We start from the raw sequence: 15,861 nt of genomic DNA on the forward strand, positions 1-15,861 counted from the left end.
GGGGTGAGGTCGTGGATGACCTCGGCGAGGTCTGCGGGCTTGAGGTCCTCGTAGGCCTCGACCAGCCGAGCGGCGCTCTGCGCACTGCTCGACGTGCGCAGCCCGACGACGTCCTCGATCGCCACGAGCCTGGTCTCACCCCGCCGGCGGGCCAGTCGACCCAGGCCGCCACGGGGGGCGCCGGTGCGCACGAAGGCGCGGGCCACGCTCCAGCCCCGGGAGCCGTGCTGCTCGATGCCGACGTCCTCGACCGTCGCCGCGAGCAGCCCACCCTCCTCGGTGCGCACCTCGACGGGGCGCTCGAACAGCTCGGCGACCACGAGCGTCTCGTTCCCGCGCTGCTCGAACCGGCGCATGTTGACCAGTCCGGTGGTGATCACCTGACCGCCCTCGACGGAGGTGACCCGGGTCATCGGCACGAACACCCGCCGCCGGCCGGCCACCTCGACGACGAGCCCGATGACGCGCGGACGGGTCCGCGCGACGTTGAACGTCACGACGACGTCGCGCACCCGGCCGACCTGGTCACCGAGGGGGTCGAAGACGCTCAACTCGGTCAGGCGGCCGACGAAGGCGCGGGTCGGCGTGCTCACTGGCACAGGCTATCGGGGTGTGGAGCCGCCGAGGCGGTCAGGCGGGCGGGGTGTTGCGGCGGGCGCCGGCCCGGCCGCGCCAGTGCCACGGACGCCACCGAGCGGTGGTCCCCGGCCCGGACGGGACCGACATGCTGCCGGAGTCGGACGGGTACGCCCCGGGCCCGTGGACGAGCCTGCCGTGGGGGGTGAGCACGTGGATCGTGCACCCCTGGGCCCATCGCTGCGCGACGTCTCCCACCGCATTGAGGCGCTCAGGGCGCAGGACCTGCACCGCGGCATCCCAGTCCTCGTCCGCGGGAGTGAGCTCGCGCGACGTCGCGCGAACGCTGAGCAGCAGCCCACCGCTGTCCTTGCTGCGCAGGACCAGCTCCACCTCGTCGGGCAACCACGGCAGGCTCTGCTCGCCGGGCCCGGACACGACGTAGGCAGCCGGCCCCGTGCCGCGCTCGTCGCCGTCGTCGTGCCACACGTGCCAGACCGGGTGGGTGCCGGCGCCGGGCACGCGGATCCAGAGCAGGCCCGACTTGCTCGCGGCCTCGTGGATCAGCCGGGTGACGTTGGTGGTCGGGGCACCCGGCGTGACCTGCGTGGAAGCGTCATCCGTCACACCGTGAACTCTCTCACAACGCCCCACCGGGCGGCGCTGCTAGCGTCCCGGCCAGACCTGCATCTCGCCGACCTCGTGGACAAGGGACCCCCGCATGCGCAGCGCCAAGGACTTCTTCACGCCCCTCGCGGTGGGCGCACCCGTACCCGTGCGGGAGGTGCCGGCGCGGCCAAGCCGGATGATCCACTTCTTCGACCCCAGCAACCCGCGGATGGCGGCCAAGGTGCCCCAGCTCGTCGGGACGGTCGACGTGCTTCTGGGCAACCTCGAGGATGCCGTCAAGGCGGAGAACAAGGATGCCGCCCGCGCCGGCCTGGTCGAGATCGCCCGCGCCACGGACTTCGGCGAGCACACCCAGCTGTGGACACGGATCAACTCCCTGGACTCACCGTGGGTGCTCGACGACCTCACGACCCTCGTCACCGAGGTGGGCGACCGCCTCGACGTCGTCATGGTGCCCAAGGTGCAGGGGCCGGAGGACATCCACTACGTCGACCGGCTGCTGGCCCAGCTCGAGGCGAAGGCGGGGCTGACCCGGCCGATCCTCGTCCACGCGATCCTCGAGACGGCCCGCGGCGTCGCGAACGTCGAGCAGATCGCGGGTGCCAGCCCCCGGATGCAGGGCATCAGCCTCGGCCCCGCCGACCTCGCCGCCGACCGCCGGATGAAGACGACCCGCGTCGGTGGCGGACACCCCGGCTACCTCGTGCGTGCCGACCCCGTCGGCGGGGACATCACCGGCTCCCGCCCCACCTTCCAGCAGGACCTCTGGCACTACACGATCGCCCGCATGGTCGACGCCTGCGCGATGCACGGGATCTTTCCGTACTACGGCCCCTTCGGGGACATCGCCGACGTCGTCGCCTGTGAGGACCAGTTCCGCAACGCCTTCCTCCTCGGCTGCGTCGGCACGTGGACCCTGCACCCCGCGCAGATCGCCATCGCCAAGACCGTGTTCAGCCCCAGCGCGCAGGACGTCGCGCACGCGCGGCGGGTCAAGGAGGCCATGGGCGACGGGACAGGGGCGGTCATGCTCGACGGGAAGATGGAGGACGACGCGAGCCTGAAGCAGTGCCTGGTCATCCTCGAGCTCGCCGACCGGCTCTCGGCCAACGACCCTGAGCTCGCCGCGCTCTATGCCGGTGCCGCGGGCACGACGGATGCCGGGGCGCAGGCATGAGCGCCGCGACGGACTACCGGCCTCGTCGATCGGTGCTGTACATGCCGAGCAGCAACGAGCGTGCCCTGGAGAAGGCCAAGACCCTGCCCGTCGACGGCCTCATCCTCGACCTCGAGGATGCGGTGGCTCCTGACCACAAGGCCACGGCCCGCGACAACGCGTGCGCGGCCGCGCGCTCGGGTGACTACGGCCAGCGCGAGGTGACGATCCGGGTCAACGCGAGCGGCACCCAGTGGCACGACGACGACCTCGCCGCCGCCTGCGCCGCCGGCCCTGACGGGATCGTCGTCCCCAAGGTCGACTCGGCGCAGGAGGTGCTCGACCTCGTGGCCGCCATGGAGCGGCACGGCGCACCCGAGCACACCCGGTTGTGGGCCATGATCGAGAGCCCCGCGGCGGTGCTCGCCGTGGGTGAGATCGCCGCAGCGTCACCTCGACTCGCTGCCCTGGTGATCGGCACCAACGACCTCGTCAAGGAACTCGGGGCCCGGCACGTTCCCGGCCGAGAGCCACTGCTGACGTCGTTGTCGCTCGCCCTGCTCGCCGCCCGACGCTCGGGGGTCGCGATCCTCGACGGTGTCTACAACGACGTCACCGACCTCGACGGGTTCGTCGCGGAGTGCCGCCAGGGCGCTGACATGGGCTTCGACGGCAAGACGCTCATCCACCCCGGCCAGGTCGGGCCGTGCAACGAGGTCTTCGCGCCGTCACCGGCCGAGATCGAGGACGCGCACGCCCTCGTGGCCGCCTGGGATGCCGGTGCCGGCAGCGGTGTCGTCACTCACCGAGGGCGCATGGTCGAGCACCTGCACGTCGAGATCGCCCGCCAGGTCATCGCGACCGCGCAGGCCATCGCCGACCGCGCCTGAGGGGGGCGCGCACCGCCGCGTCGGACCTCAATCCGGCCTCGATGCCCTCACCTGAGGGATGATTGGCACCGTTGGTCGGTTCGACACGTCTGGAGTTTCGCTGATGCCTGGTCACCTGAGCGTTCGCGCGGCGACGCCCGGTCTGGCCCTCGCGGGTGCGCTCGTCCTCGGGGGATGTGCGGGGCTCGGCGCGTCCTGGTCCTCCGACGCGGCCGCACCGCAGCAGAGCACGACCAGCGCGGCCCCGCCGTCGGTCGCCCCGGACACGCCGTCGCCGTCCGTGTCCAGTGCCGCCCCGTCGGTGAGCGCCCCGACGGCATCCACCCCGGTGCCCACGGTGACGCAGAGCGCGTCGTCCGCCACCCCCTCACCGACCACCAGCGCAGCCCCGAAACCATCGCCGAGCACGACGAAGGCTCCCAAGCCGTCCCCCAAGCCCTCGGCGAAGCCGTCCGCGAAGTCCAGCCCTTCCCCGTCGCCGACGGCCAAGCCGCGCACCACCTTGCGGCTGGGTGATCGGGGGCCCAAGGTGCTGGCCACCCAGCAGCGGCTCACCGAGCTCGGCTACTGGCTCGGTACGCCGGACGGCCACTTCGGTGCCCTCACCCAGCAGGCGGTCTTCGCCCTGCAGAAGGCTGCCGGCCTCTCACGTGATGGTTCGGTCGGCCCCAAGACCGCCAAGGCGCTCGCCGACGGCATCCGACCGCGGGCGACCCTGTCCGGCAACGGGGTCGAGATCGTGCTGGACCGCCAGCTGCTGCTCGTCGTGCGCGGTGGCACGGTGAGGACGATCCTCAACACCTCGACGGGCAACCGTGAGGAGTACACCTCCACCTCGGGCAACCGGGCCATCGCCGTCACGCCGAAGGGGACCTTCAAGGTCTACCGCGGGGTCGACGGGCCGCTGACCAACTCGCTGGGGCAGCTGTGGCGCCCTCGCTTCTTCTACCGCGGCATCGCCGTGCACGGCTCGCCGAACATCCCGCCGTGGCCGGCCTCCCACGGGTGCGCCCGGTTGAGCAACGCGGCGATCAACATGATCTGGGACAAGAACCTCATGCCCATCGGGAGCACGGTCGTCGTGCGCTGACGCCCCGGCGACCTCGTGCGCTGACGCCCCGGTGAGGCGTCACTCGCCGGGGTAGACGACCCCGACCTGACGGCGGGTCTCGTCCATGGTGGCCATGACGCGACGGGTGGCGTCCCACGGCATCGACCACGTCTGCGTGCGCCCCGCCGCCAGGGCCCGCGCGAACTCCGCGGCCTGGTAGCGGAACCCGTGGTCGAGCACCGGTGCGACGAACTCGTCGAGGACGGTGTCGTCCGGTGCCACGAGGCGCACGCGGCTGTCGACCGCGTAGAAGACGCCCGAGATCTCGAGCCGTGCGGCCGTGCCGACCACGCGTGCGGGGCACGCGGTGGCCGCGGCCATCGAGCACCACAGCCGGGCGAGCTCCCCGGAGGGGCCGCGGCCGTCGATGGTCGTCGTGGCGTCGACCCCGAGGTCGGTGAGGACGCCACGCGCCGTCACGTCGGCGAGGCTGCCGAGCACGTGGTCGGCGAAGGAGACGGGGTAGACGCCGAGGTCGAGCAGGGCCCCACCGGCGAGCTCGGGCTGGGACAGGCGCGCCGGGCCGTCGGGGTAGAGCAGCTGGCCGTGGTCGGCCTCGACGACCACGACGTCACCCAACGTGCCGGCGGCGACCGTGCGGGCGATCACGTCGTAGTGCGGCAGGTAGCGGCTCCACATCGCCTCGGCCGTGAGCAGGCCACCTGCCTGCGCGGCGTCGAAGACGTGCTCGGCCTCGCGCAGGCTACGGGTGAAGGCCTTCTCGACGAGCACCGGCTTGCCGGCCCGCAGGGCGAGCAGGGCGTGCTCGTGGTGCTCGCTGTGCGGGCTGGCGACGTACACGGCATCCACGTCCGGGTCGGCGACGAGGTCGGCGTACGACCCGTGGGCGCGCTCGACCCCGTGGCGCTGCGCGAACTCCCGGGCCCGATCCAGGGACCTCGACCCGCAGGCGACGACGCGCGACCGCGTGCCCGTGGCCACGGCATCCGCGAAGGTGTTGGCGATGCCGCCCGGGGCGAGGACGCCCCAGCGGATCGCCGGGGCGTCCATCGGGTCGGGAACCGTGGACGCGGCGAGGGTTGCGGGGGCAGCGGGGGCGGACGACATGCGGCTGATCGTATGCCGTCCGCCCACCTCAGAAGCGGGACGTCGCCTCGGCCACGAGGTCGCCGACGAACTCACCGGCGTCGACGTCCAGGCCACGCCGGGCGAACCACGTCGCCATCGTCGTCGCGTCGCGCGCCAGGAAGTCGAAGCCCTGCGGGTTGCCGATGACGTCGACGATCTGCGGCCAGTCGATGATGACGAGCCGCTCGTCGTGCAGCAGCACGTTGTAGGGCGACAGGTCGCCGTGGGCCCACCCGTGGTGCGCGAGCGTGAGCACGGCGGTACGCAGCTGCTCGAAGAGGTCGGCGAGCAGGTCGGGATCAGGCCTGGTCGCCACGAGCCTGGGGGCGGCCACGGGCGTCGGGCCGCTGACGTCACCGACGAACTCCATGAGCATCTCGGTCTCGTCGAGCTGCACGGGGTAGGGCACCGGCAGGCCGAGGGCCCAGAGGGTGCCGAGCGCGCTGAACTCGGCCGCGGCCCACTGCCCCGAGATGAGCTGCTTGCCGAACTCGGTGCGGGTGGCCATCGCACGCATCTCCCGACTCTTGCGCACCCGCCGGCCCTCCAGGTAGCCGGCATCGCGGTGGAAGAGGCGGTGCTCGCCGCTGCGGTAGCGCTTGGCGGCCATGGTGCTGCTGCGCTCGGTGCCCGGGACCCACCGGCGCAGCACGTGCACGTCGGCTTCCTTGCCGGTCTTCAGCACGCCGAGATCGGCCTCGACGGCGCCGAGGTCGGTGATCACCCAGGACGGGCGCGGCTTCGGGCCGTGGGTCGCGCCGTCCCAGGTGGACCAGCGCTCGCCCTCGGTGGGGGCGTCAGGTGAGGTGTCGGTGGCGAAGAGCTCCTGCTTCGCCGGCAGGTGGAACGGCTGGTGTGCCACGGGGGTGCTCCTGATCGAGAGAGGGAAGGAGGGGCTCGGTGTGGGCCCGGACAGTCGTCGACATGTCGGCCTCCTCTTCCGGATCAGGGTCTGGTGCTCAGCGACGGCGGATGCCGTGTGCTCACCTCCCAGCGTGCCGCACCCCCGGCGCCGGTCGCCACTGGTTTTCCCGCGTCATGGCGATCGCGTGGTCAGGGGAGTCGGGACAGCGTGGCCAGCACCGGCGTCGTGGGGACGAGCGTCAGGTGGGCGCCGACCGGCAGGTGGTCGGCGTCGGTGGACCTCGTCGGGGCGACGCGGTGGCTGCGCAGGATCAGCGCCAGGGCGAGCACCGACTCGACCATCGAGAAGTGTTGGCCGATGCACGCCCGTGGACCCCCACCGAACGGCATCCACGCATAGCGGTGTGCCGGCTGCGGCCGAGGTCCGTTCGTCGTGAAGCGCGACGGGTCGTAGATCAGGGGATCGACCCAGAAGTCGGGGTGGCGGTGGATGGTCCACGGCGCCACGACCACGGAGGTACCCGCCGCCACGGGGTAGCCCATGATCTCGTCGTCCTCGACGGCGAGCCGACCGAGGACCGGCGCCGAGGGGTAGAGGCGCATGGCCTCCTTGAGCGCCGCCGTCGTCTCGGGGAGTGATGCCGCGTCGGTGGCGGAGGGGCGCCGCTCCCCGAGCACGTCGTGCACCTCGGTGCGCAGGCGGTCCTGGACGTCCGGATGACGACCCAGCAGGTGCAGTGTGTAGGTCAGGGCGCTGGACGTGGTCTCGTGCCCCGCGAGGAGGAACACCAGGGCCTGGGCGCGCACCTCCCCGTCGGAGAGCAGGCGCTCGCCGTCACGCGCCGTGAGCAGGTGGCCGAGGAGGTCGTCGCCCCCGGTGGTGCGACCGCTGCGGCGGGCCTCGACCATGGCGTCCACGAGGTCGACGAGGTCGGTGCGGGCCGCTCGGGCGCGCCGAACCCCGGCGGTCGGGATGGCGGCCGGCAGGCGGAGGGGCGTCAGGCCGCGGGAGATGATGGCGGCGGAGAGAGCGGGGAAGGAACGGCGCACGCGCTGGGTCGCGTCCGACGCGGACTCACCGAACAGTGCCCGCAGCACGACGCGCAGGGTGAGGTGCTGCATCCGCTCGCCGAGGTCGACCGGGGTTGGGGCGGCGGCGACGGGCCACCCTGAGATGACCGACTCCATCTCCTCGACCATGAGGTCGGTGTAGTCGTTGACCGCGGCGTGCGTGAACACCGGCTGGAGCACCCTGCGTTGTCGTGTCCAGTCCTCACCCTCAGCGGCGAGCAGCCCTCGCCCGAGCCAGGTGGCGATCTCGTCGTAGACCTGGTCACGTTTGGCGAAGGACCGCCAGGACGCGCCCGAGAGCACCTTGGCTGCTGCGTCGGGGTGGTGCAGCCACCACATCTCGCGGTCCAGTCCGCGGGGGCCCACCACCATGCGCACCACGTCCCCGTGCTCCTGCCAGGACCGCTGCGCGAACTCCACGACGTTGCGGCGCAGGGCCAGGGCAGGCCGCAGGCGACCTTCGACGGTGGGCGGGTGGCCACCGTGCGGGTGGGCGGGAGCACGGGCTGCCATGACTCCATCATCGACCCGGAGGTGGTTGGTCTCACACCGGCTGAGCGGTCAGCGTCGGCCAACCCGACGGCATACTCGGTGGGCAGACCCATCCCGAGCCAAAGGCGGCGATCACGCATGTCCCGACTCCAGACCACGGACGGCCTCTCCGAGGAACAGCACGAGCTCATCAAGCTGGTGCGCGAGTTCGTCGAGGAGCAGATCCTGCCCGTCGCCACCGAGCTCGAGCACCGCGACGAGTACCCGACGGACATCGTCGAGGGCATGAAGGAGATGGGGATCTTCGGCCTGATGATCCCGGAGGAGTACGGCGGCCTGGGCGAGTCGCTGCTCACCTACGCGCTCGTCGTCGAGGAGATCGCGCGGGGCTGGATGTCGGTCAGCGGCATCATCAACACGCACTTCATCGTCGCCTACCTGATCCTCCAGCACGGCACCGAGGAGCAGAAGCAGCGCTACCTGCCCCGGATGGCGACCGGCGAGGTCCGCGGAGCGTTCTCGATGTCCGAGCCCGGGCTGGGGTCCGACGTCGCGGCGATCCGCACCAAGGCCGTTCGAGAGGGGGAGGAGTGGATCGTCACGGGCCAGAAGATGTGGCTGACCAACGGTGGGTCCTCGAACCTCGTCGCCGTGCTCGTGCGCACCGACCTCGGTGAGAGCGAGAGCCCCTACAAGAACATGAGCACCTTCCTCATCGAGAAGGAGTCCGGCTTCGGGGAGACCGCGCAGGGCGTCACCGTGCCGGGCAAGATCGAGAAGATGGGCTACAAGGGCGTCGACACGACCGAGCTGATCTTCGAGGGGCACCGCACGACCGATGCGCAGCTGCTCGGCGGAGTGCCCGGCAAGGGCTTCTACCAGATGATGGACGGGGTCGAGGTGGGCCGCGTGAACGTCGCCGCCCGGGCCTGTGGCCTGTCGCGCCGGGCGTTCGAGCTCGGCATCGCCTACAGCCAGCAGCGCGAGACCTTCGGCAAGAAGATCGCCGAGCACCAGGGGATCCTCTTCCGCCTGGCCGACATGGCGACCAAGGTCGAGGCCAGCCACCAGATGATGGTCAAGGCCGCCAAGCTCAAGGATGCCGGGGAGCGCAACGACCTCGAGGCGGGCATGGCGAAGTACCTCGCCTCGGAGAACTGCGCAGACGTCGTCGAGCAGTCCTTCCGCATCCACGGCGGGTACGGCTACTCCAAGGAGTACGAGATCGAGCGGCTCTACCGCGAAGCACCGATGCTGCTCATCGGCGAGGGCACGGCCGAGATCCAGAAGATGATCATCGGTCGCCGCCTGCTCGAGGACTACAAGGCCCGCTGAGCGCGAAGGTCAGGAGGTCGGCACGGCCGGGCCCGTGGGCAGGCAGGGCCGTTGTCCGGGGGATAATGGCAGACATGACCAGCCAGCCCATGCGCCCCGGCCTGCGGGCCGCTCTCTCGCTCCAGTACCCGATGTCCCTGGGCGTGTACGACTCCTACGAGGAGGCCCAGAAGGCGGTCGACTACCTCTCCGACAACGAGTTCCCCGTCCAGGACGTGCTCATCGTCGGCACCGACCTCAAGCAGCTCGAGCGCGTGACCGGGCGCCTCACCCGGGGTCGGGTCCTCGGCGCGGGCGCCCTGTCCGGCGCGTGGCTGGGTCTGTTCGTCGGGACGATCTTCGCTCTCTTCGACCCGAGCGGGTTCAACATCCTCAACGTCGTCAGCACCGTTGCCTTCGGTGCACTCTTCGGCATGGTCTGGGCAGCCGTGGGGTACCGCCTCACCCGGGGTGAGCGCGACTTCACCTCCGTCAGCCAGGTCGTGGCGGCCAAGTACGAGGTCCTCTGCGAGCACAAGCACGTGCAACGCGGCCGCGAGCTGCTCACCGAGATGGACCCGATGCGCGCCGCCATGCAGGAGGTACGCCGGGCGCAGGAAGCCGAGCGGGCTCGCGCCGACGAGGCGTAGTTTGGCCCCATGACTGACGCACGCCCCCACCTCGAGCCCTTCGAGGGCGAGTTCGCCCGCGTCCTGTGCGTCGTCGCCCACCCGGACGACATCGAGTACGGCACGGCTGCGGCCGTCCACCGATGGGTTGCCGAGGGCGCGACCGTGAGCTACTTCCTGCTCACCCGCGGCGAGGCGGGTATCGACACGATGCACCCTGACGAGGCCGCAGTGGTCCGCGAGGCCGAGGAGCGCGAGAGTGCACGGCGCGTCGGCGTCGATGTCGTGGAGTTCGGCGGGTTCGCCGACGGAGCGATCGAGTACGGAGTTGCGCTGCGGTGCGCCATCGCCCGCGCCATCCGTCGCGAGCGCCCCGACCTCGTCGTCACCACCACGTGGGACGAGCGGTTCGGCACCGGCATGGTCAACCAGGCAGACCACCGCGCGGTCGGCCTGGCCACGTTGGATGCCGTCGCGGATGCCGGCAACCGGTGGTTGCACACCTCCCTCGCCGAGGAGGGGCTGGAGCCGTGGGGCGGGGTCAAGGCGCTCGCGGTGGCTGCGAGCAGCTCCCCGACCCACTTCGTGGACGTCTCAGGCGAGCACTTCGAGGCGGCTGTGCACTCACTGGAGGCCCATGCGGCCTACAACGACGCCCTCCCGGAGGACTTCCCCAAGCCTCGGGCGCTGCTCCAGATGGTTCTCGGCGGTGGGGGCCAGGCGGCCGGCGTCGAGCACGCGGCCCTGTTCGACGTCATCCGGCGGGGCTGACCGCACGACACTCTGACCGCTCCGCGCGGGCTTCACCCGGGAAGCGCGAGGTTCGCACGGGAATGCATCCCTTGCGAACCTCGCGCTTGCCTCATGGGGAGGAAAAGTCAGGAGGTGCGCAGGCGGGCGATCCAGGCCTCGACGTCGGCGGAGCTGCGCGGCATGCCCGCCGAGAGGTTCTCGCAGCCGTCCTGCGTGACGAGGATGTCGTCCTCGATGCGCACCCCGGTGCCGCGGAACCGCTCGGGGGCGAGCAGGTCGTCGGACTTGAAGTACAGGCCGGGCTCGACGGTGAGCACCATGCCGGGGCGAAGCTCGGCATCCATGTACTCCTCACGCGTCGCGAGGGCGCAGTCGTGCACGTCGAGGCCCAGGTGGTGCGACGTCCCGTGCACCATCCAGCGGCGGTGGTACTGCCCGTGCTCCTTGTCCAGGGTGTCCTCGACCGAGACGCCGTCAGGGAGCAGCCCCCAGGCGTGCAGGTGCTCGGCGATGACCCGGATCGCTGCTGCGTGGACGTCGGAGAACTTGTTGCCGGGCTTGACCGCGGCGATGCCGGCCTCCTGGGCGGCGTACACGGCGTCGTAGATCTCTCGCTGGGCGTCGGTGAACGTCCCGGAGACCGGGAAGGTGCGGGTGACGTCAGCCGTGAACAGGGAGTCGACCTCGACGCCGGCGTCGATGAGCACGAGGTCGCCCTCGCGGACCTCGCCGGTGTTCTTGATCCAGTGCAGCGTGTTCGCGTGGTCCCCGGCCGCGCAGATGCTGTCGTAACCGACGCCGTTGCCGCGGTGGCGTGCGTGGAGCGCGAAGGTGCCCTCGAGCCACCGCTCACCGCGCTCGACCGTGGCTGCCGTCGCGAGTTCGGCGACCATCGCGTCGAAGCCGTGGTGCGTCGCGGCGACCGCGGCGCGCATCTGCTCGATCTCGTAGTCGTCCTTGCACATCCGCAGGTGGGAGATGTCGTGGGCGAGCGCGGCGTCGCTCTCCTTCAGGCCCTCCTGCTCCGCTCCGTTCTCGACCCGAGCGGCATCCAGCTGTGCCGTGAGGGCGAGGTCGGCGTCGCGCACGACGCGCACGGTGACCTCGCCGGCATCCTTGGATGCCGCCGCGGGGAACTCGTCGATGTGGCGGGCCGTCAGGCCCAGCTCGAGCTCGATGTCGGCGATGGAGGGTCGGGCGCCGACCCAGAACTCGCCGTAGCGCGAGTCCGCGAAGAACTCGTCGCTGTCGCGGTCGGCCAGCGGCCGGAAGTACAGGACCGCCTCGTGACCGCCGTCAGTGCCGTCGGCGCCGGCCACGGGTTCGAGGACCAGGACGGCATCGGGCTCACGGTCCGCGCCGAGCCCGGTGAGCCAGGCGAAGGCCGTGTGCGGGCGGAAGACGTAGTCGCAGTCGTTGCTGCGCACCTTCAGGCCACCTGCCGGGATGATCAGCCGCTGGCGGGGGTACGCCGCGCTGATCAGTGCCCGGTGAGCCGCCGCCGGGGCAGCCGCGGGGCTCGGCCCGGTCACGGTGGGGCGACGTGGTGCCCACCCGTCGCGGACGAAGGCCCGGAACTCGTCGGTCGTCGCCCGGGCGCGGTTGTCTGCCTGCTGCTGTTCCTCACTCACCCGACCATGCTCCCACGGGCCGGACGCGCTGCGTTCTCGTCGTAGCCTGCTGCCATGGGTCAGGGCGTCGTGGATGTCGCGGGTGAGGCGCTCGCCGACCGTTTCCGGGCACACTTCGGCCCTGAGGACCACCTCTACGCGGCGCTCCTCGCACGGATGGCCGACGACTGGGAAGCCGGCGGAGTCACCCGCGAGATCTTCGATGGCTGGCAGGACGCACCGGCGCAGCTGATGCCGCACCTGCGGATGCTCGCCGGTCTCTTCAGGATCGTCCTGCGGGGCGAGGCCCCGCAGCTCGAGGGGTTCTACCCCGCGCTGGGCGGTGACCTCGACCCTCGCGACGCGTGGGATGCCGTGCGGCCGGTGCTGCTGGCGCGCCGTGACGAGCTGCGCTCCAGCCTCGCGGTGGCACCGCAGACCAACGAACCGGCCCGCACCCTCGCCCTGCTCATCGGCGTGTCCGACGCGGTGCACCGAAGCGGGCTGAACCGGGTCCGACTCCTCGAACCCGGAGCCTCCGGAGGTCTCGGGCTGCTCGTCGACCGCTACCGCTTCGTCGGTGAGGGGTGGTCGGCGGGCCCGGTCGAGGCGACGCTCGTCGTGCCCGGATGTGGTGCAGAGGGGTTCCGGCCGGAGTCCTTCGAGGTCGTCGAGCGGCGGGGATGCGACCTGGCCCCGGTCGACACCTCGTCTGCCGAGGGTGGCGAGTACCTGACCTCCTTCGTGTGGCCGTGGCAGCGTGAGCGCCACGCACGACTCACGGCGGCCCTCACGGTCGCGAGGGAGCACCCGGTCGTCGTCGACCGGGCCCCGGCCTCGCAGTGGGTGGCCGAGCGGCTCGCCGAGCCGGTGCCTGACGGCGTCCTCACCGTGGTGTGGCACTCCGTCACCCGGATGTACTGGCCTGCCGAGGAGACCGCCGCCGTGGACGACGCGGTTCGGGTGGCGCGAGGGCGGATGCCGCTCGCCCACGTCGCGTTCGAGCACGACTGGGCAGCGGCCTCGGGGAGCGGGTCGCCCGGGCTTCCCCGGGTGGAGCTCGACGGTGAGGTCCTCGGTGTCGGCGATCACCACGGCCCGCCCGTACGCTGGTCCTGATGACTGCTCCGCAGCGCCCTCGCGACCCGCGACGGGCCGGCATCCAGCGATCGCGGCGGCCGTCGCCCGAGGTCATCGCCCGGCGCCGGCTGGTGGTCGGGGGTGGAGCCCTCCTCGGGGTGGGGGTGCTGGGCCTCGGGGTGCGCGAACTGTTCACCAACGATGCCGTCGCATCCCCAGCGATGGTGACGACGGCGGGGCCGACCACCGTCGACGGGTCGGCCGGCGAACCCGCCGGTGCCACGGCATCCCCCTCGCCCAGTGCGACTGCGAGCGCCTCAGGTGTTCCAGGGGGCCAAGCCTCACCGGTGGAGGCGCCCAAGCTCGCCAACCGGCTCGAGGAGTACCTGTCGGGACGCAGCGGGCGGCTGGGGCTGGAGATCGTGGACCTGCGCCGGGGGCAGAGCTTTCGTCACGAGGCGAGCGAGGGGTACTGCTACAGCACCATCAAGGTGTTGGTGCTCACCACGGTGCTCCGGCAGGCCCAGGAGGCCGAGGTGGAGCTCACCGAGCGCGAGCGCGACCTCGCCACGCGGATGATCACCCGCAGCGACAACGGGGCCACCGAGACCCTGCTCGCCCAGGTGGGGCGCGATGAGGTCGAGCGGGTCGCCGGGCTCGTCGGGATGACGAAGACCCAGATCGACTCGGGGTGGTGGGGCTTCTGGCGAACCGTCCCCGGCGACCTCTCGCTCATGGTGGATGCGGTGCTGTCCTCTGATCGGGTGCTCGACGGGGGGCGCCGCACGATCGCCCGCATGCTCATGGCCGACGTGGTGCCCCAGCAACGCTGGGGGGTCTTCGCCCCGGAGTCACGCAAGGTCCACGTGGCGGCCAAGAACGGCTGGGGCCCCCTGCCCGACGGCTATCGCCTGAACTCGACAGGGTGGGTGAGCGGGGCGGACCGGGACTACGTGCTGAGCATCCTGTCGCGAAGCACCGCAGGGTTCAGCCATGGTCGGCGCACCGTCAACGAGGTGGCCGACATCTGCCACAGCGCGATGGCCGACGGCCTCGCCTGAGTCACTCGACGTCGACCCACCCCAAGGTGCGCTCGACCGCCTTCTGCCACCCGGCGTACCCGTCGCGGCGCTGGGCGTCGCTCCACTGCGGTTCCCATCGTCGCGCCTGGGCCCAGTTGGCTCGCAGTTCGTCGGTGCCCGACCAGAAGTCGGTGGCCAGCCCCGCAGCGTAGGCGGCACCCAGGGCCGTGGTCTCCGGCACGACCGGCTTGGACACCGGCACCCCGAGGATGTTGGCCTGCAACTGCATGCACAGGTTGTTGGCGGTGATGCCCCCGTCGACCTTGAGGGTGGTGAGTGTGACCCCGGAGTCGGCGGCCATGGCGTCGACGACGTCGCGCGACTGGTAGCAGATCGCCTCGAGGGTGGCGCGCGCCACGTGGGCGTTGGTGTTGAACCGGGACAGGCCGACGATGGCGCCGCGGGCGTCGCTTCGCCAGTAGGGGGCGAACAGCCCACTGAACGCCGGGACGAAGTAGACCCCGCCGGTGTCCGGCACGGATGCCGCGAGCGACTCGACCTCGGAGGCACCGGAGATGATGCCGAGCTGGTCGCGCAGCCACTGCACGGCGCTGCCGGTCACGGCGATCGATCCCTCGAGGGCGTACACCGGCTTGGCGTCGCCGAAGCGGTAGGCCACCGTGCTCAGCAAGCCGTTGCTGCTGCGCACCAGTTCCTCGCCGGTGTTGAGCAGCAGGAAGTTGCCGGTGCCGTAGGTGTTCTTGGCCTCGCCCGGCTCGAAGCACACCTGACCGACGGTCGCCGCCTGCTGGTCCCCGAGGACACCGGTGATCCGCACGCCGGCCGCGCCACTGCGGTCGCCGGTCGTGACCCCGTACGCGGCGGCGTCACTGCTGCTGTGGATGCTCGGCAGCATCGCCCGGGGGATGCCGAAGAAGCCGAGCAGCTCGTCGTCCCAGTCCAGGGTCGTGAGGTCCATGAGCATCGTGCGGCTGGCGTTGGTGACGTCCGTGGCGTGGATGCCGCCGTCAGGCCCGCCCGTGAGGTTCCACACGACCCAGGTGTCGGGGGTGCCGAAGAGGGCATCGCCCCGTTCGGCGGCGGCGCGCAGGCCCTCGACGTTCTCGAGCAGCCACTGCACCTTGCCCGCGGAGAAGTACGTGGCCGGGGGCAGACCGGCCTTGCGCCGGATCACGTCGCCTCGCCCATCGGCATCCAGCGCCTTGGCGATCGAGTCGGTGCGGGTGTCCTGCCAGACGACGGCGTTGTACCAGGGACGACCCGTGCGGCGGTCCCACACGATGGCGGTCTCGCGCTGGTTGGTCACCCCGATCGCAGCGAGGTCACTCGTGGCCAGGCCAGCGCTGGTCAGCGCGCTGCCGATGACGGTCTGCGTGCGCTCCCAGATCTCCAGCGGGTTGTGCTCGACCCACCCGGCGCGGGGAAGGATCTGGTCGTGTTCGAGCTGGTGGCTCGCGACGGGCATCCCGTCGTGGTCGAAGACGATGAACCGCGTGCTCGTCGTGCCCTGGTCGACCGCGCCGATGAAGTCCGCCATGGCGGAAGCCTAGTCG

The 15,861-nt window shown here is 71.4% G+C and carries 16 protein-coding genes; 8 read left to right on the forward strand and 8 right to left on the reverse strand.

From position 1 onward, the window contains the following. On the reverse strand, positions 1 to 593 hold a 593-nt coding region (locus PLL68_RS07915; RefSeq protein ID WP_324533231.1), incomplete at its 3' end, for a PRC-barrel domain-containing protein. A gap of 37 nt (positions 594 to 630) precedes the next feature. Continuing rightward, entirely contained in the window at positions 631 to 1,203 is a 573-nt protein-coding gene (locus PLL68_RS07920; protein WP_324533232.1) for a hypothetical protein, read from the reverse strand. A gap of 94 nt (positions 1,204 to 1,297) precedes the next feature. On the opposite strand from PLL68_RS07920, the gene PLL68_RS07925 reads away from it, so the two are divergent. Both PLL68_RS07925 and PLL68_RS07930 read left to right on the forward strand, forming a co-directional pair. Next, on the forward strand, positions 1,298 to 2,383 hold the full coding sequence (locus PLL68_RS07925; protein WP_324533233.1) for an HpcH/HpaI aldolase/citrate lyase family protein: 1,086 nt from the start codon (positions 1,298 to 1,300) through the stop codon (positions 2,381 to 2,383). Continuing rightward, complete coding sequence (locus PLL68_RS07930) at positions 2,380 to 3,252, forward strand: HpcH/HpaI aldolase/citrate lyase family protein (protein WP_324533234.1); 873 nt, start codon at positions 2,380 to 2,382, stop codon at positions 3,250 to 3,252. The genes PLL68_RS07925 and PLL68_RS07930 overlap by 4 nt, the downstream gene beginning before the upstream one ends. A 111-nt stretch (positions 3,253 to 3,363) precedes the next feature. Here PLL68_RS07930 and PLL68_RS07935 read toward each other — a convergent pair whose 3' ends face one another. Further along, positions 3,364 to 3,792 (reverse strand): hypothetical protein, encoded by a 429-nt coding sequence (locus tag PLL68_RS07935; RefSeq protein WP_324533235.1) that lies wholly within the window; start codon positions 3,790 to 3,792, stop codon positions 3,364 to 3,366. Between PLL68_RS07935 and PLL68_RS07940 the strand changes: the two genes are divergently transcribed. Continuing rightward, the gene (locus PLL68_RS07940; protein ID WP_324533236.1) at positions 3,782 to 4,342 is read left to right on the forward strand and encodes a L,D-transpeptidase family protein; all 561 of its coding nucleotides are present in this window, start codon (positions 3,782 to 3,784) and stop codon (positions 4,340 to 4,342) included. The two genes, PLL68_RS07935 and PLL68_RS07940, sit on opposite strands and share 11 nt — an antisense overlap. Positions 4,343 to 4,381: 39 nt before the next feature. Here the strand turns inward: PLL68_RS07940 and PLL68_RS07945 are convergent, their stop codons facing one another. The 3 genes from PLL68_RS07945 to PLL68_RS07955 form a co-directional block, all read right to left on the reverse strand. Continuing rightward, complete coding sequence (locus PLL68_RS07945) at positions 4,382 to 5,431, reverse strand: Gfo/Idh/MocA family protein (protein ID WP_324533237.1); 1,050 nt, start codon at positions 5,429 to 5,431, stop codon at positions 4,382 to 4,384. Between the two features lie 28 nt (positions 5,432 to 5,459). Beyond that, positions 5,460 to 6,314, reverse strand: coding sequence for a serine protein kinase RIO (locus PLL68_RS07950; RefSeq protein WP_324533238.1), 855 nt, complete (start codon positions 6,312 to 6,314; stop codon positions 5,460 to 5,462). A gap of 191 nt (positions 6,315 to 6,505) precedes the next feature. Next, the gene (locus PLL68_RS07955) at positions 6,506 to 7,900 is read right to left on the reverse strand and encodes a cytochrome P450 (RefSeq protein WP_324533239.1); all 1,395 of its coding nucleotides are present in this window, start codon (positions 7,898 to 7,900) and stop codon (positions 6,506 to 6,508) included. A gap of 117 nt (positions 7,901 to 8,017) precedes the next feature. Between PLL68_RS07955 and PLL68_RS07960 the strand changes: the two genes are divergently transcribed. The 3 genes from PLL68_RS07960 (at position 8,018) to PLL68_RS07970 (ending at position 10,593) form a co-directional block, all read left to right on the forward strand. Then, on the forward strand, positions 8,018 to 9,214 hold the full coding sequence (locus PLL68_RS07960; protein ID WP_324533240.1) for an acyl-CoA dehydrogenase family protein: 1,197 nt from the start codon (positions 8,018 to 8,020) through the stop codon (positions 9,212 to 9,214). A 74-nt stretch (positions 9,215 to 9,288) separates the two neighbouring features. Next, positions 9,289 to 9,843 (forward strand): YflT domain-containing protein, encoded by a 555-nt coding sequence (locus PLL68_RS07965; protein WP_324533241.1) that lies wholly within the window; start codon positions 9,289 to 9,291, stop codon positions 9,841 to 9,843. Between the two features lie 9 nt (positions 9,844 to 9,852). Then, positions 9,853 to 10,593: a PIG-L deacetylase family protein gene (locus PLL68_RS07970; RefSeq protein ID WP_324533242.1), complete on the forward strand. Its 741-nt coding sequence runs from the start codon at positions 9,853 to 9,855 to the stop codon at positions 10,591 to 10,593. 107 nt (positions 10,594 to 10,700) lie between these two features. Here PLL68_RS07970 and PLL68_RS07975 read toward each other — a convergent pair whose 3' ends face one another. Further along, positions 10,701 to 12,206, reverse strand: coding sequence for an aminopeptidase P family protein (locus PLL68_RS07975; RefSeq protein ID WP_324533243.1), 1,506 nt, complete (start codon positions 12,204 to 12,206; stop codon positions 10,701 to 10,703). A gap of 54 nt (positions 12,207 to 12,260) precedes the next feature. On the opposite strand from PLL68_RS07975, the gene PLL68_RS07980 reads away from it, so the two are divergent. Together PLL68_RS07980 and PLL68_RS07985 are read left to right on the forward strand one after the other, a co-directional pair. Further along, positions 12,261 to 13,304, forward strand: coding sequence for a DUF2332 domain-containing protein (locus tag PLL68_RS07980; protein ID WP_324533244.1), 1,044 nt, complete (start codon positions 12,261 to 12,263; stop codon positions 13,302 to 13,304). Beyond that, on the forward strand, positions 13,304 to 14,326 hold the full coding sequence (locus PLL68_RS07985) for a serine hydrolase (protein ID WP_324533245.1): 1,023 nt from the start codon (positions 13,304 to 13,306) through the stop codon (positions 14,324 to 14,326). The genes PLL68_RS07980 and PLL68_RS07985 overlap by 1 nt, the downstream gene beginning before the upstream one ends. Before the next feature lies 1 nt (position 14,327). On the opposite strand, the gene glpK is transcribed toward PLL68_RS07985, so the two are convergent. Then, complete coding sequence (gene glpK, locus PLL68_RS07990; protein WP_324533246.1) at positions 14,328 to 15,845, reverse strand: glycerol kinase GlpK; 1,518 nt, start codon at positions 15,843 to 15,845, stop codon at positions 14,328 to 14,330. Between the last annotated feature and the right edge of the window lie 16 nt (positions 15,846 to 15,861).

The organism is Ornithinibacter sp., from assembly GCF_035443565.1.
Classification (GTDB): domain Bacteria; phylum Actinomycetota; class Actinomycetes; order Actinomycetales; family Dermatophilaceae; genus Fodinibacter.